Annotated in this window: 9 protein-coding genes; 4 read left to right on the forward strand and 5 right to left on the reverse strand. The window is 63.3% G+C overall.

Annotated features, from left to right (window positions below; genetic code table 11):
* Position 1: 1 nt before the first annotated feature.
* Positions 2 to 910, forward strand: a complete 909-nt coding sequence (locus AHA_RS19475) for a LysR family transcriptional regulator (protein ID WP_011707554.1) — start codon at positions 2 to 4, stop codon at positions 908 to 910.
* Between the two features lie 4 nt (positions 911 to 914).
* Here the strand turns inward: AHA_RS19475 and AHA_RS19480 are convergent, their stop codons facing one another.
* The 3 genes from AHA_RS19480 to AHA_RS19490 all read right to left on the reverse strand — a co-directional run bounded on the left by AHA_RS19480 (position 915) and on the right by AHA_RS19490 (position 7,738).
* Complete coding sequence (locus AHA_RS19480) at positions 915 to 2,489, reverse strand: EAL domain-containing protein (protein WP_011707555.1); 1,575 nt, start codon at positions 2,487 to 2,489, stop codon at positions 915 to 917.
* 164 nt (positions 2,490 to 2,653) lie between these two features.
* A complete protein-coding gene (gene acnB / locus AHA_RS19485; RefSeq protein WP_011707556.1) occupies positions 2,654 to 5,251 on the reverse strand; it encodes a bifunctional aconitate hydratase 2/2-methylisocitrate dehydratase in 2,598 nt (865 codons plus the stop codon).
* Between the two features lie 228 nt (positions 5,252 to 5,479).
* Positions 5,480 to 7,738: a patatin-like phospholipase family protein gene (locus AHA_RS19490; protein ID WP_011707557.1), complete on the reverse strand. Its 2,259-nt coding sequence runs from the start codon at positions 7,736 to 7,738 to the stop codon at positions 5,480 to 5,482.
* 237 nt (positions 7,739 to 7,975) lie between these two features.
* On the opposite strand from AHA_RS19490, the gene AHA_RS19495 reads away from it, so the two are divergent.
* From AHA_RS19495 to AHA_RS19505, 3 genes are all read left to right on the forward strand, one after another.
* Positions 7,976 to 9,883 (forward strand): methyl-accepting chemotaxis protein, encoded by a 1,908-nt coding sequence (locus AHA_RS19495; RefSeq protein ID WP_164927754.1) that lies wholly within the window; start codon positions 7,976 to 7,978, stop codon positions 9,881 to 9,883.
* Between the two features lie 133 nt (positions 9,884 to 10,016).
* Entirely contained in the window at positions 10,017 to 11,663 is a 1,647-nt protein-coding gene (locus tag AHA_RS19500) for a methyl-accepting chemotaxis protein (RefSeq protein WP_162901784.1), read from the forward strand.
* A 143-nt stretch (positions 11,664 to 11,806) separates the two neighbouring features.
* Positions 11,807 to 11,989: a hypothetical protein gene (locus AHA_RS19505; RefSeq protein ID WP_011707560.1), complete on the forward strand. Its 183-nt coding sequence runs from the start codon at positions 11,807 to 11,809 to the stop codon at positions 11,987 to 11,989.
* Between the two features lie 67 nt (positions 11,990 to 12,056).
* Here the strand turns inward: AHA_RS19505 and lpdA are convergent, their stop codons facing one another.
* On the reverse strand, positions 12,057 to 13,484 hold the full coding sequence (gene lpdA / locus AHA_RS19510; RefSeq protein ID WP_011707561.1) for a dihydrolipoyl dehydrogenase: 1,428 nt from the start codon (positions 13,482 to 13,484) through the stop codon (positions 12,057 to 12,059).
* Between the two features lie 149 nt (positions 13,485 to 13,633).
* Positions 13,634 to 15,529: a pyruvate dehydrogenase complex dihydrolipoyllysine-residue acetyltransferase gene (gene aceF, locus AHA_RS19515; protein WP_011707562.1), complete on the reverse strand. Its 1,896-nt coding sequence runs from the start codon at positions 15,527 to 15,529 to the stop codon at positions 13,634 to 13,636.
* Positions 15,530 to 15,628: the final 99 nt, after the last annotated feature.

Raw genomic sequence — 15,628 nt, forward strand, 5'->3', positions numbered from 1 at the left:
CATGAACAGTGAGAATGATTCACAGAAAAGCCTGTCGCTGCCGGCCCTGACCGCGCTGCGCTGTTTCGAGGTGGCGGCCCGCACCGAGCACTTCAGTCGCGCCGCCGACGAGCTGCACCTCACCCACGGCGCGGTCAGCCGGGCGGTACGGCTGCTGGAAGAGGATCTGGGGGTCATGCTGTTCGAGCGGCGCCAGCGCCGGGTCTTTCTGACCGAGGCGGGCGAGCGGCTCTATCAGGCGGTCAGGGAGGGGCTGGGCGGCATCCGCCAGACGGCGCAGGCGCTGCGCCGGCAGGGAAGGCCGTCGTCTCTGGTCATTTCCTGCGAGCCAACCCTGCTGATGCGTTGGCTGATCCCGCGCTGGCCCGCCTTCCAGGCCCTGCATCCCGAGCTGGACGTGCACCTGATGGCAGGGGGCGGCGCCCTCAGCTTCGGCAGCGGCATCGATCTCGCCATCCGGCGCAACGACTTTCAGTGGCCGGCCGAGCTCTACAGCCAGCCGCTGTTCGAGGAGCTGACCGGGCCGGTCTGCCAGCCGGGCAAGGTGACACAGTTCTTCGACACGGGAGCCAACGGCCCGGCCCTGCGCCCTGCAGCCCCCCGCCTGCACACCAAGACCCGGCCGGGAGCCTGGCAGGAGTGGTTGCAGCACGCCGGCCAGTCCGCCGGCGAGGAGGCGCCGGGGCAGACCTTCGAGCACTTCTACTTCAGCCTGCAGGCGGCCGTAGCCGGGTTGGGGGTCGCCATCGGTCCCTACCGGCAGGTGTGCGACGACATCGAGGCCGGCCTGCTGGTGGCGCCGCTCGGCTTTTGCCCCGACGGCACCGGCTACCACCTGCTCGCCCCCGCCCCGCCCGCTCCCGGCAGTGCCCACGCCAGACTGGCGGAGTGGCTGCAATCCCTCACCTGATGACTCAGGCCGAGACCGCCGGCGTCGCGGGCTCGGCCTGCGGCTGGTCCAACGCAGCCTGAAAGTCGCGCAGCGGCAGCGGGCGGCCAAACAGATAGCCCTGCAGGTAGTCGACACCTTTGCTTTTCAGGTAGTCGGCCTGCTGGCGCGTCTCCACCCCTTCGGCAACCAATGCAAGGCCGAGTCGGGTCCCCAGATCGATCACGTTGTCGACTATGTGCTCGGACAGGGATTCGGTGCCGATCCTGCCAATAAACGACTGATCTATCTTGAGATAGTCCACATGGAACTGCTGCAGGTAGTGCAGGCTGGAGTGGCCGGTGCCAAAATCGTCCATGGCCAGCCTGACCCCCATCTCGTCGAGCTGGCGAAACAGCGCCAGGGTCTGGGGATCCGCCACCAGCAGCTCCCGCTCGGTCAGCTCCAGCACCAGTACCACCTGGCCCGGCGCGAAGTGATCGAGGAAGCGCCGGCACTCGGCAAGCAGCGCCATGTCGCGGCAGTGGGCGGCACTGATGTTGAAGCTGATGTGAAACCCGTCGGGTACCAGGTCGCGCTCCATGCTCAGCTCGCGAGCCACCTCCTCCATCAGCAGGGTGGTCATCGGCACGATCAGACCGCTCGCCTCCGCCTGGGGAATAAAGAGATCGGGGCGGATCAGCCCGGCCGTCGGGTGCTGCCAGCGCATCAACACCTCGGCCCCCATCACCCGCTCGCTCCCCGCCCCCACCAGCGGTTGCAAATAGGGCACAAATTCCCGATTGCGCAGGGCGCGAGCCAGTTCCACCACGGGAGAGCGGGGTCGTCCCAGCAACCACCAGATGAGCAGGGCAAAGCCGAAGCAGAGTCCAAACAACACCATAATGGCCCACTGCCGGGCCTGCCACAGGGAGGACCAGAGCGAGGGGATCTCGTGTCCGGCATAGATCGAGAGCGGATAGCGGTCGGAACGGACTTCATGGCTGGCCAGGGTTGGCAACGGCTGACCCCCTTCGCTCAGCACGCCCCGCTCATCCAGCCACTGCTTGCCCACGTGCAGCAGCAGAGTACAGGGCCGCCCGCTCAGCACCAGCATGAAGCGCAGGTAATCGCCGTCTATGGTGCTGAAGGCGGCCCCCCTGCCCTCGCTGTCACGCAGCGCCAGCAGGGGGTGATCGGCCCGCACCTGATTGCCCGCCAGCAGCCGCAGCCGTCCGTCGCTGTAACTCTCCGCCCGATCCGGCCACTGGATGGCACCGAACAGCGAGTTGCAGTAGATCCCCTGCTCCCCCACCAGGTTGACGGTACGCACGAAGGGCACCAGCGCCACCTGCTGACGCAGGGTGAACAGGGCCTGTTCGCACGGCTGTTCGACGAAGGGCAGCAAGGTACGGTTGGCGCTCTCGGCGTGGGCCAGCATGGTCTCCATCAGGGTGACCGCCTGCCGGGCCGAGCGCTCTGACTGACGATCCAGCATCTGCAGGTGACCGTTGTAGAGCATCCACAACCCGAGTGCGAGGGGCAGCGTGAACAGCAGCAGGGTACACCCCAGACGCAGCCAGGGACGGGAGAAATCCAGGTTGGACAGTGATATCGGCATAGCGGGACCAGACAGCAAACATGGCCGCCCACCTTAACAGCCGATGCTGAATCGGGCCCTAATGAGAGCAAAAAACGAGCAGCAGCTGATGAGAATGCAAACAAAAACCCCGGCACGGGCCGGGGCTTTGCATCAGCACGGGAGCGCTATGGCGGCGCCGACCCTTATACCGCTTGCTGCAGGATCACCGCATCGGCCTTCTTGGTGTAGGAGGCGATCTCGTTGAAGTTGAGGTAGCGATAGGTGTCGGCCGCAGTGGCGTCCAGGGTCTTGGCGTACTGCAGGTACTCGGCCACGGTCGGGATCTTGCCGATGATGGCGGCAACCGCAGCCAGCTCGGCAGAGGCCAGATAGACGTTGGCACCTTTGCCCAGACGGTTCGGGAAGTTGCGGGTGGAGGTGGAGACCACGGAGGCCCCTTCCGCTACCCGCGCCTGGTTGCCCATGCACAGGGAACAACCCGGGATCTCGATGCGGGCACCGACCCGGCCGAAGATGCCGTAGTAGCCCTCTTCGGTCAGCTGATCCTTGTCCATCTTGGTGGGTGGCGCGATCCACATGCGGGTCGGCAGCTCGCCCTGATACTTCTCGAGCAGTTTGCCGGCGGCGCGGAAGTGGCCGATGTTGGTCATGCAGGAACCGATGAACACCTCGTCGATCTTGTCGCCTGCCACGTCGCTCAGCAGACGGGCATCGTCCGGATCGTTCGGTGCACACAGGATCGGCTCCTTGATGGTGGCCAGATCGATCTCGATGATTTCGGCGTACTCGGCATCCTTGTCCGCTTCCATCAGCACCGGGTTGGCCAGCCACTCTTCCATCCCCTTGATGCGGCGGGTGATGGTGCGCACGTCGCCGTAGCCTTCGGACAGCATCCACTTCAGCATCACGATGTTGGACTTCAGATACTCGATGATCGGCTCTTTATCCAGCTTGATGGTGCAACCGGCGGCGGAACGCTCGGCGCTGGCATCCGCCAGCTCGAACGCCTGCTCCACCTTCAGGGTCGGCAGCCCTTCGATCTCGAGGATACGGCCGGAGAAGATGTTCTTCTTGCCCGCTTTCTCGACGGTCAGCAGCCCTTTCTGGATGGCGGCGTAGGGGATGGCATGGACCAGGTCACGCAAGGTGATGCCCGGCTGCAGCTCGCCCTTGAAGCGCACCAGCACGGATTCCGGCATGTCCAGCGGCATCACGCCGGTGGCGGCGGCAAAGGCCACCAGACCAGAGCCCGCCGGGAAGGAGATGCCGATGGGGAAGCGGGTGTGGGAGTCACCACCGGTACCCACGGTATCCGGCAGCAGCATGCGGTTCAGCCAGGAGTGGATGACGCCGTCGCCCGGACGCAGGGAGACACCGCCCCGGTTCATGATGAAGTCCGGCAGGGTGTGATGAGTCTGCACGTCGATAGGCTTGGGATAGGCCGCGGTGTGGCAGAAAGACTGCATGGTCAGGTCGGCAGAGAAGCCGAGGCAGGCCAAATCTTTCAGTTCGTCACGGGTCATCGGGCCCGTGGTGTCCTGGGAGCCGACCGTGGTCATCTTGGGCTCGCAGTAGGTGCCGGGGCGAATGCCCTTCACGCCGCACGCCTTGCCCACCATCTTCTGGGCCAGGGTGAAGCCTTTGCCGGTATCGGCTACCGGCTGCGGACGGCGGAACACGGTGGAGAACGGCAGACCCAGCGCTTCGCGGGCCTTGTCGGTCAGGCCACGGCCGATGATCAGCGGGATACGGCCACCGGCGCGCACTTCGTCGATCAGCACGTCGGTTTTCAGTTCAAACTGCGCCAGCACCTGGTCGGTGCCGTGCTTGCAGATCTTGCCGGCAAACGGGTAGATGTCGATCACATCGCCCATTTCCAGCTTGGAGACGTCCACTTCGATGGGCAGAGCGCCGGCATCTTCCATGGTGTTGAAGAAGATCGGGGCAATCTTGCCGCCGAGACAGACACCGCCGGCACGCTTGTTCGGCACGTGCGGAATGTCGTCGCCCATGAACCAGAGCACCGAGTTGGTGGCGGATTTGCGGGAAGAGCCGGTACCGACCACGTCACCCACGTAAGCCAGCGGGAAACCTTTCTCTTTCAGCGCATTGATGGTCTTGATGGGGCCGATGACGCCATCCTTGTCCGGGGTGATGCCGGGACGGGCGTTCTTCAGCATGGCCAGCGCGTGCAGCGGAATGTCCGGGCGGGACCAGGCGTCTGGCGCCGGCGACAGATCGTCGGTGTTGGTTTCGCCGGTCACCTTGAACACGGTGACGGTGATCTTCTCGGCCAGTTCAGGGCGGGAGAGGAACCACTCGGCGTCGGCCCAGGATTGCATCACCTGCTTGGCGTGGGCATTGCCCGCTTTGGCCTTCTCTTCCACGTCGTGGAAGGAGTCGAACATCAGCAGGGTGTGGGAGAGGCCCTTGGCGGCAAGAGGAGCCAGGGTCCCGTGGTCCAGCAGGTCGATCAGCGGCTGAATGTTGTAACCACCCTGCATGGTGCCCAGCAGCTCGACGGCTTCGGCAGCGCTCAGGATGGGAGAGTGGGCTTCGCCCTTGGCGACGGCGGTGAGGAAGCCGGCTTTGACATAGGCCGCTTCATCAACACCAGGGGGAATACGGGAGGACAACAGCTCTTTCAGAAAGTCTTGTTCGCCGGCGGGCGGGTTCTTGAGCAGCTCAACCAGGGCGGCGACCTGCTCTGCATCCAGAGGTTTGGCAACCACGCCTTCGGCGGCACGTTCTGCGACGTGTTTACGGTATGTTTCAAGCACGACTAATTCCTCTTTGGTCTTTTTTTGGGGTTCGCCCACGCTCGCGGCGATCGTCCTTGCGGGACACCCGTAGGGTGCCCCCCACTATATAAGTTTTAACGACTAATTAAAATCCAAAGACTGTACAGATATTCATCAAAACAACATAACCATCTAAAGTTGCTGGTGTTTTACAAACAGATAAATGGCACACCAGAAATAAGTTAACAAAAAGGCAGCATTTGGCCGTTATTCGAATGTGCTGCCCAATTGCAGATAGAACATGTCGTTGCCCCCTTCCGCCATGCCGTAGCCGAGGAAGATGGGGCCGAGGAAGCTCTCCACCCCCACGTAGACGGAGCCGGCGGTGAAGGAGCTCTCCATGCTGATGTCTTCGCCCTTGTCCCACACCCCGCCCTGCTCGAGGGAGCCGCCCAGATAGAGTGGCGCCCGCAGCGCGCCGAAGTCGTTGTCCGCCACCCGGTAGATGTAGCGCAGCCCGCCAAACAGGCTGTAGCGGCCGCTCAGCTGATAGCGCTGGAAGCCCGACATGCGGAACAACCCACCCAGATCCTGCACGAACAGCGGCAGCTCTTCCTGGGAGGTGGAGCCCCCGCCTTCAAGCAACAGGTTCAGGCTGTGCCTGTCCCAGGACCAGGGCTTGACCATCGCCAGGTGGTAGTTGACCCCCTCATAGCGCTCGTTGAGCGTGTCATTGTCATCCAGCCGGACGGAGGAGTACCCCCCCTTGATGTCCCAATAGGCACCCTGATAGGGGAAGTAGCGGCTGTCGAGGGTGTCGTGCTCGAAGCGGACATAGGGGCCCCAGGAGGAGGCATCCACCTTGGCATCCGCCACGTTGCGCACGTCGATGTCACCCACCTTCCCCTCCAACCCAAGCGAGAGGCGGCTCCAGGGCTGGCGATTCCAGCCCACCGCCAGATCGACGTTGGTGAAGTTGTACTCGGAGTCGACATAGCTCACCCCGTCCGCCGCCCGCGTCTCTTCGGGAATGAAGATGCGACGCTGGGTCTTGTCGTAGGCCAGGCTCGCCTCGCCGAAAAAGGTCTGGGAGGGCTCCAGCGGGGTGTAGAAGTCGGTCTTGAAGTGCTTGGCGGTACCGAGTGATGCCTCGGTCAGCCACTCGGCCCCCCAGTCGTTGACGTTGGTGAGGGTGTAGGACATGCCCACGTTGTAGTTGGAGCTGCTCTCGAAGTCATCGGAGAAGCCAAACTGGAAGTTGAGGTAGCCCGGCCCCCAGTTCTTCTCGCTGGCGTTAACCACCAGCACGTTCTCGCCGCCCCGCTCCTCCACCTCGTAGGTGATGCGATCGAACGACTCCAGCGCATAGAGCCGGCGAATGCCCGCCTCCAGGCTCTCGTTGGTCTGGATCTTGTCGGGCCGCACCTTCAGCATGGCGTGCACCGTCTCGTCGGAGAGACGGGACTTGTTGATGATCTCCACCTTGTCGATGTAGTAGGCGGGCTGGCCGCTGCGCTCGGCGCGCCGGCTCAGCTTCTGGTTGCGATAGGCGGCATAGGCGGCGGGAGAGAGAGAAAGCGCATCGAGCTGGGCCGAGGCGCGGTTGGCCACCTGCTCCCCGAGCTTGATCCCCTCCGGCATCAGGGCGAAGTCGGCGATGCCCATGTTGCCGAACTCAGGCGTCAGCAATACGTCCCTGGGCCCCATCAGCGCCTTCTGTTTCTCGGTGCCGACCTGGGTCATGTAAGTGGTGAGCTGATCGATCATGGCCAGCCCCGACTTCAAGGACTCGCGGGTGCGCAGCTTGGCGCTGATGTCCACCGCGATCACCACGTCGGCCCCCATCGCCTTGGCCACGTCCACCGGCATGTTGTTGACGGTGCCGCCATCGGCCAGGATGTGGCCCTCCCACTCCACCGGCTTGAGAGCGCCGGGAATGGACATGGACGCCTGCATCGCCTTGGCGAGGCTGCCGTGGTCCAGCACGAAGGGGGTCACCGTCTCCATGTCGGTGGCCATGGCGCGGTAGGGAATGGGCAGATCGTCGAAGCTCTTCTGCACCGGCAGGTTGGAGGTGGCGTGGCGCAGCAGGCTGGCCATGGACTGGCCCTGGAAGAAGCCGTCGGGGAACTGGACCGAGTCGCCATTGACGCCGATGTCGGTGCGCAGCTGATACTGTTCGCTCTGCTGTTTCTTGCGCAGGGAGAGCTCGTCGCGCCCCACCTTGTCCTGATAGCCCTTGTTCCAGTCGATGGCCAGGGTGGTGCGCTCCACCTCTTCGGCGCTGAGCCCCATGGCGTACATGCCCGCCACGTAGGAGCCCATGCTGGTGCCCACTATGATGTCGACCGGGATGCGCTTCTCTTCCAGCACCTTGAGGATGCCGATGTGGGCCGCCCCCTTGGCGCCGCCGCCGCTGAGCACCAGGGCAATTTTGGGCCGCTCGGACTGGGCCGCTGCCATCAGCGGCAGACAGGCCAGCAATATCAGGAACAGGGGGTTCCATCCTCGACGAAAGATGCGCATATGATTTTCCATTGAATCCAGGGCGAGCCAGCTAGGCAGTGAAGCCTACTATAAGGGGCGGCCGGCGAACCGCAACAGTTGGCAGGGGATATCGGCATGCATTGCGACGCTGGCCGCCCATGCGGCGATGTGAGCGCAAACGTAATCCATCAATAAAGTGGGTCGGCCTATCAAGGGTGGCACCGGGCTGCCGCTAATATGTCCTCAATCCCGTGTTCACTCACCCGAGTCACTCCCATGCTTGCAAGCCTGACACTCAAACAGAAAATCCTGGCCACGGTCACCCTGGCCGTGGTGCTCTCCTGCCTGCTGGTAGGCTACTTCAGCCAGCGCTCGGCGCAGCAGCTGATCGAAAGCCGCATGTTCGAGCAGGAGCTGCCCAACCTGACCCAGCGCATCGGCAAGGAGATCGAGAAGGATCTCACCTCGGTCGCCGGCGCCGCCAGACAGCTGGCCAACGATCGCTTCGTGCTGGACTGGGTGGCCCGCGGCATGCCCAAGGAGCAGGAGTCGATCCTGATCGACCAGCTCAAGGACATGGCAGCCCAGTACGGGCTGGTCACCGCCTCTTTCGCCGATCGCCAGAGCGCTGCCTACTACAACCAGGATGGCTTCCTGCGCAACCTCACCCCGGAGCAGGATGCCTGGTTCTATGGCTACACCAAGAGCCAGCAAGACCTGATGCTCAGCATCTTTCGCGAGACCAACGGCGAGGTGAAGCTGTTCGTCAACTTCCAGCAGCTCAATGGCCGCGGCCTCGCCGGCCTTGCCAAGTCCCTCGACAGCATGGTCAGCATGCTCGCCAACTTCCGCATCGGCGACAGCGGCTTCGTGTTCATGACCGACGGCAGCGGCAAGGTGAAGCTGCACCCCGACGCCAGCCGCATCGACCGTGACAGCCTGGCCCAGCTGGCAAGCGGCAGCGGCAACCTGCTGAACAATCAGCCCTTTGCCGCCACCCACGCCGAGATCGACGGCCAGCCGGTGGTGCTGGCCAGCAGCTATATCCCGCTGCTCGACTGGTATCTGGTGGCCCAGGTGCCGGAAGCGGAGATCTATGCCGAGCTGGACCGAGCCCGCCTGCACATCCTGCTGGTGAGCCTGGCCATCGCCGCCGGCATGGGGCTGCTCGGCATGCTACTGGCCGGCTCGGTCAGCCGCCCGCTCAACCAGCTGGCCCGCCTGTTCCGCGAACTCGGCAGCGGCGACGGCGATCTGACCCAGCGTCTCAAGGTGGAGGGGCGGGATGAACTGGCCCAGGTGGCCACCGGCTTCAACAACTTCGTCGCCAAGATCCACGGCTCCATCGAACAGGTGGCGAGCAACTCTCGCCAGCTCGCTGCCACTGCCAACCAGGTGGCCGCCAAGGCCCAGCTGACCCAGCACAACTGTACCGCCCAGCGGGATCGCACCGTGCAGGTGGCCACCGCCATCCACGAGATGGGCGCCACCGTGAGCGAAATCGCCGGCAATGCCTCGCTGGCGGCCGATGTGGCCAAGCAGGCCAACGAACAGGCCGACGCCGGCGCCCTGGTGGTAGCCCAGGCCCGTCACGGTATCGTCGGCCTCTCCGGCGAGATTGAGCAGGTGGCCGGGGTGATCGAGTCGCTGGCCAGCCAGACCGACTCCATCGGCAGCATCCTCGACACCATCCGCAGCATCTCGGAGCAGACCAACCTGCTGGCGCTCAACGCCGCCATCGAGGCCGCCCGCGCCGGGGAGCAAGGGCGTGGCTTCGCGGTGGTGGCCGACGAGGTGCGCAACCTCGCCAGCCGCTCTGCCGCCTCCACCGCCGAGATCCAGGGCATGATCAACCGGCTGCAGGAGCAGAGCGCCCGCGCCGTCAGCGCCATGGCCCAGGGCCGCAACCAGAGTCTGGAAGTGGTGACCCAGGCTGATGAGGCCAACGGCGCGCTCGGCCAGATCACCGCCCACATCACCCAGATCAGCGACATGAACATCCAGGTCGCCACCGCCACCGAAGAGCAGTCGAGCGTGGTGGGTGAGATCAACCGCAACGTGGAAGACATCAACCAGCTCACCATGGAGACCGCCGACATCGCCCACCAGCTGACCGAGTCGAGCCGCAGCCTGCAGCACCTCTCCGGCGAACTGGACAAGCTGGTCGGCAACTTCCGGCTCTAAGACTTCTGACATCATAAGGGGCGCTATGGCGCCCCTTTTTGTTGGTCGTTTGTTAACAAAAACTCAAGTTGGCGCCAAATCCGTCGATTTATACTCTGATAATTCACATCGTCATGATCAGCGAGGAAACCCCATGCTAGAAGGTAAACTGACGCTCAAATTGCAGCTGATCCTGGCTGTCACCGTGCCCTGTCTCGCCCTGCTGCTGGTGGGCGGTGCCAGCCTCAAGAGCATGGGCACCATCCAGCAACAATCCACCGAGCTTTACCAGAACACCGCCACCCCCATGCGCGCCATGGCGGAGGTGGTCTCGCGCATTCCCCGCATGCGGGTCGGCATCGACATGATGCTGCTGCAGGATACCTCCCTCAAGGATGCGAAGGGGGTGATCACCCGGGTCAAGGAGAGCCGGGAGGAGGATATTCCCGAGATGCGTCAGGCCATGCAACAGGCCGTCACCGCCCAGACCGACCCCGCCGCCAAAGCCAATGCCCAGCAGCTGCTCAGCCAGTTCGAGGGAATGGCGAGCAACGAGCTGGCTCCCATGCTGCAGGCGCTGGAACAGGGCGACATGGAAGCGGCAAGGGGCATCTATCGGGATCGCTATACCGTCACCTACGGCACCATGCGCAAGGATGCCAACGCCCTGCTCGATGGCCTGATCCAGCAGGCCCAGCAGCGCCATCAGCTCGGTGAACAGAGCTATGCCAGCGGGCGGCTGCAGATGATCAGCATCATCACCGGCGCCATCCTCATCTCGCTGCTGGTCTCGGTACTCATCCTGATGAACCTCAAGCGCCGGGTCGGCTTCCTGCAGCAGTACATCGGCTATGCCGCCGAACACCTGGCGCTGGATTCCCGTGCCCAACTGAACGGCCATGACGAGCTGGCGGAGATCACGGTGAGCTTCAATCACTTCGTCAGCAAGATCCACAGCGCCATCGAGCAGGTGGCCCGCAACTCCCACCAACTGGCCGCCACGGCTGACGAGGTGGCCGCCAAGGCCCAGCTGACCCAGCAGAACTGTACCGCCCAGCGCGACCGCACCGTGCAGGTGGCCACCGCCATCCACCAGATGGGCGCCACCGTCACCGAGATCGCCGGCAACGCCTCCCTCGCCGCAGAAGTGGCGAGACAGGCCAACGAACAGGCGGATGCGGGTGCCGGCGTGGTCGCCCAGGCGCGCCACGGCATCGTCGGTCTCTCCGACGAGATTGCACAGGTCGCCGGAGTGATCGAGTCGCTGGCGACCCAGACCGACTCCATCGGCAGCATTCTGGAAACCATCCGCAGCATCTCGGAGCAGACCAACCTGCTGGCACTCAACGCCGCCATCGAGGCCGCCCGCGCCGGTGAGCAGGGTCGCGGCTTCGCCGTGGTGGCCGACGAGGTGCGCAACCTCGCCAACCGCTCCGCCGCCTCCACCGCCGAGATCCAGGGCATGATCAACCGGCTGCAGGAACAGAGTGCCCGCGCCGTCAGTGCCATGACCCAGGGCCGCAGCCAGAGCCTCGCCGTCGTGACCCAGGCTGACGAGGCCAACGGCGCCCTCGGCCAGATAACCGCCCACATCACCCAGATCAACGACATGAACATCCAGGTCGCTACCGCCACCGAAGAGCAGTCGAGCGTGGTGGGCGAACTCAACCGCAACGTGGAGGACATCAACCAGCTCACCATGGAGACCGCCGACATTGCGCACCAGCTGACCGATGCCAGTCGTGGTCTACAGCAGCTCTCCGGCGAGCTGGACAAGCTGGTCGGCCACTTCCGCCTGTAGCCTCTGGCTACCTCGACACAACTTGCCAGAGGGCGCTGCGGCGCCCTCTGTCGCCACCACGGCAGGCCGTGACGCAGGGGCTTTGTGCCGCCTCCACCCGCCTCTGAAAATGCCCCATAATCAGGAAAATGAGAGGAGGAGTTATGGGCAAGCTGGTAGTGATGATCTTGCTGAGCGGTCTGCTCAGCGCCTGCAGCAGCGGGCCGGTGCGGGTACACGGTGCCGACGTCAGCGTGGACGATACCCGGATCCGGGTCAGCGATGGGGATCGGGGGGGCTACGGTACCTTCTGTCCGCCTGGGCAGGCCAAGAAAGGGCGCTGCTAAACCGCCAGCAGACGCTGAAAAACAAAAAGCCGCTCGATTGAGCGGCTTTTTTACAGGCAGAAGCGAATTACTTCTTCTTCTTGGCCTTGGCGTTCGGCAGGTCGGTGATGGAGCCTTCGAACACTTCGGCAGCCAGACCCACGGACTCGTGCAGAGTCGGGTGAGCGTGGATGGTCAGCGCGATGTCTTCGGCGTCGGCACCCATCTCGATGGCCAGACCGATTTCACCCAGCAGTTCACCACCGTTGGTACCCACGATGGCACCACCGATGACGCGGCCGCTCTCCTTGTCGAAGATCAGCTTGGTCATGCCGTCGGAGCAGTCGGACGCGATGGCGCGACCGGAAGCAGCCCACGGGAAGGTGGCGACTTCGAAGTTCAGCCCTTGTTGCTTGGCTTCCTTCTCGGTCAGACCAACCCAGGCCATCTCTGGCTCGGTGTAGGCGATGGACGGGATCACTTTCGGGTCGAAGTAGTGCTTCTTGCCGGCGATGACTTCGGCAGCCACGTGGCCTTCGTGCACACCCTTGTGAGCCAGCATCGGCTGACCAACGATGTCACCGATGGCGTGGATGTGCGCCACGTTGGTACGCAGCTGCTTGTCCACTTCGATGAAACCGCGTTCGGTCACGGCAACGCCGGCCTTCTCGGCATCCAGCATCTTGCCGTTCGGCACACGACCTACGGCAACCAGCACGTTGTCGTAACGCACCGGCTCGGCCGGGGCATGCTTGCCTTCGTAGGAAACGTACAGGCCATCTTCACGGGCTTCAACTGCGGTGACCTTGGTCTCCAGCATGATGTTGAACTTCTTGGCCACGCGCTTGGTGTAGATCTTGACGATGTCTTTGTCGGCAGCCGGTACCAGCTGGTCGGCAAATTCCACCACGTCGATCTCGGAACCCAGGGAGGAGTACACGGTACCCATCTCCAGGCCGATGATGCCGCCACCGATAACCAGCAACTTGCCAGGAACGGTAGTCAGCTCCAGCGCATCGGTAGAGTCCCATACGCGCGGATCATCGTGCGGGATGAACGGCAGCTTCACCGGACGGGAACCGGCAGCGATGATGGCGTTGTCGAAGGTCACTGTGGTCTTGCCGTCTTCCCCGGTCACTTCGAGCGTGTTCGGGCCGGTGAATTTACCGAAGCCGTTAACAACCTGTACTTTACGCATCTTGGCCATGCCAGCCAGACCGCCGGTCAGCTGGTTGATGACTTTCTCTTTCCACAGACGGATCTTGTCGATGTCGGTCTGCGGGGCACCGAAGACGATGCCGTGCTCGGCCAGCGCCTTGGCTTCTTCAATGACTTTGGCGACGTGCAGCAGCGCCTTGGACGGGATGCAACCCACGTTCAGGCAGACGCCACCCAGGGTGGAGTAACGCTCGACGATAATAGTATCCAGACCCAGATCGGCTGCACGGAAGGCAGCGGAATAACCGGCAGGGCCAGCACCCAGTACTACGACCTGGGTTTTGATTTCTTTACTCATCATGACCTCTTTGTCGTTCTTATATCCCCGGACAGCGCAGTCTTAAACCAGAACGAGGCGGCTGCAGCCGTGAAAAAAACGGGGCAAGTTTACAATCCTGTTAACGAAATGAGAAGTAAAAAGGGCAGGCTCTGGGCCCGCCCTCTCACTTACAGGACCAGTCGACGGATGTCGGACAGCACGCCGTTCATGGTGGTGATGAAGCGAGCTCCATCGGCACCATCGATGACGCGGTGGTCGTAGCTCAGGGCCAGCGGCAGCATCAGGCGCGGCGCGAACTCTTTGCCGTTCCACTTCGGCTTCATCTCGGACTTGGAGACACCGAGGATGGCCACTTCTGGCGCGTTGACGATCGGGGTAAAGCTGGTACCGCCGATGCCACCCAGGCTGGAGATGGTGAAGCAACCGCCCTGCATGTCGGCAGCGGTCAGCTTGCCGGCACGGGCCTTCTTGGAGATCTCGGCCAGATCGCGAGACAGCTCCATGATGCCCTTCTTGTTGACGTCGCGCACCACGGGCACAACCAGACCGTTGGGGGTATCCACCGCCACACCGATGTGGATGTACTTCTTCATGATCAGCTTGCTGCCATCTTCGGACAGGGAGCTGCAGAAGCGCGGGTGGGCTTCCAGTGCCTTGGCGGCGGCTTTCAGGATGAACACCAGCGGGGTGATCTTCACGTCTGCCTTCTGCTTCTCGAGCATCGCGTTCTGCTCTTTGCGGAACGCTTCCAGCTCGGTGGTATCCGCTTCGTCGAACTGGGTGACATGGGGGATCATGACCCAGTTGCGGTGCAGGTTCGGACCGGAAATCTTCTGGATGCGGGTCAGATCGACCTCTTCCACATCACCGAACTTGCTGAAATCGACCTTCGGCCACGCCAGCACACTCATGCCGTTGCCAGTGCCTTGACCTGCAGCCGGAGCGGACTCGGCGCGCTTGACCGCATCCTTCACGTAAGCCTGCACGTCTTCTTTGACGATGCGGCCCTTGCGACCGGAGGCTTTCACCTTGGCCAGGTTGACACCGAACTCGCGCGCCAGACGGCGCACGGCCGGAGAGGCGTGTACGTAGGCATCGTTGGCAACGAAGTCGGAGGCGGCAGCAGCCTGGGCAACCGGCGTCGGAGCAGCTGCAACAGGGGCAGCAGCGACCGGGGCGACAGCCTGAGCAACCGGGGCAACTGCGGCGGCCGGAGCAGCACCAGCCACTTCGAATACCATGATCAGGGAACCGGTGGAGACCTTGTCACCCGCCTTCACCTTGATCTCTTTGACCACACCGGCGAACGGGGCAGGCACTTCCATGGAGGCCTTGTCACCTTCCACGGCGATCAGGGACTGGTCGGCTTCAACCTTGTCACCCACGGCGACCATGATCTCGGTGACTTCGACTTCGTCGCCACCGATATCCGGTACGTTGACCTCTTTGGCAGCGGCGGCAACCGGGGCAGCAGCCACGGGAGCGGCAGCCTGGGCCGGTGCAGCAGCAACGGCAGGAGCGGCGCCAGCCACTTCAAAGACCATCACCAGGGAACCGGTAGAGACCTTGGCGCCAGCGGCAACCTTGATCTCGACCACGCGGCCGGCGAACGGTGCCGGCACTTCCATGGAGGCCTTGTCACCTTCCACGGCGATGATGGACTGGTCGGCTTCAACCATGTCGCCCACGGCAACCATGATCTCGGTCACGTCCACTTCGTCGTCACCGATGTCCGGCACGTGCACGTCTTTGCGAGCGGCAGCAGCAGGAGCGGCGGCCGGTGCGGCTGCAACCGGTGCAGCCGCCTGAACCGGCGCAGGTGCGGCAGCACCTTCGGCTTCGAAGATCATGATCTGGGAACCGGTGGCAACCTTGTCACCCACCTTGATCAGGATCTCTTTGACGATACCGGCGGACGGGGCCGGTACTTCCATGGAGGCCTTGTCACCTTCTACCGCGATGATGGACTGATCGAGTTCGACCTTGTCACCCACGGCCACCATGATCTCGGTGACTTCAACTTCATCGGCGCCGATATCCGGCACCATAATCTGTTTGGACATTGTGCTTTATCCTCTTGCGTGCATCCGCGTGACCGACTGCTGTCACGCGTCTCTCGCGTTAACCTTTGCAAGGTCGTGCCGGGCAGCGAGTCCCGGCAC

The organism is Aeromonas hydrophila subsp. hydrophila ATCC 7966 (genome assembly GCF_000014805.1).
GTDB classification, from domain to species: domain Bacteria; phylum Pseudomonadota; class Gammaproteobacteria; order Enterobacterales; family Aeromonadaceae; genus Aeromonas; species Aeromonas hydrophila.

Coding starts and splice junctions, on each gene's coding strand:
- AHA_RS19475 (WP_011707554.1), top strand. CDS start 2: ATGAACAGTGAGAATGATTCACAGAAAAGCCTGTCGCTGCCGGCCCTG.
- AHA_RS19480 (WP_011707555.1), bottom strand. CDS start 2,489: ATGCCGATATCACTGTCCAACCTGGATTTCTCCCGTCCCTGGCTGCGT.
- AHA_RS19490 (WP_011707557.1), bottom strand. CDS start 7,738: ATGCGCATCTTTCGTCGAGGATGGAACCCCCTGTTCCTGATATTGCTG.
- AHA_RS19495 (WP_164927754.1), top strand. CDS start 7,976: ATGCTTGCAAGCCTGACACTCAAACAGAAAATCCTGGCCACGGTCACC.
- AHA_RS19500 (WP_162901784.1), top strand. CDS start 10,017: ATGCTAGAAGGTAAACTGACGCTCAAATTGCAGCTGATCCTGGCTGTC.
- AHA_RS19505 (WP_011707560.1), top strand. CDS start 11,807: ATGGGCAAGCTGGTAGTGATGATCTTGCTGAGCGGTCTGCTCAGCGCC.
- lpdA (WP_011707561.1), bottom strand. CDS start 13,484: ATGAGTAAAGAAATCAAAACCCAGGTCGTAGTACTGGGTGCTGGCCCT.
- aceF (WP_011707562.1), bottom strand. CDS start 15,529: ATGTCCAAACAGATTATGGTGCCGGATATCGGCGCCGATGAAGTTGAA.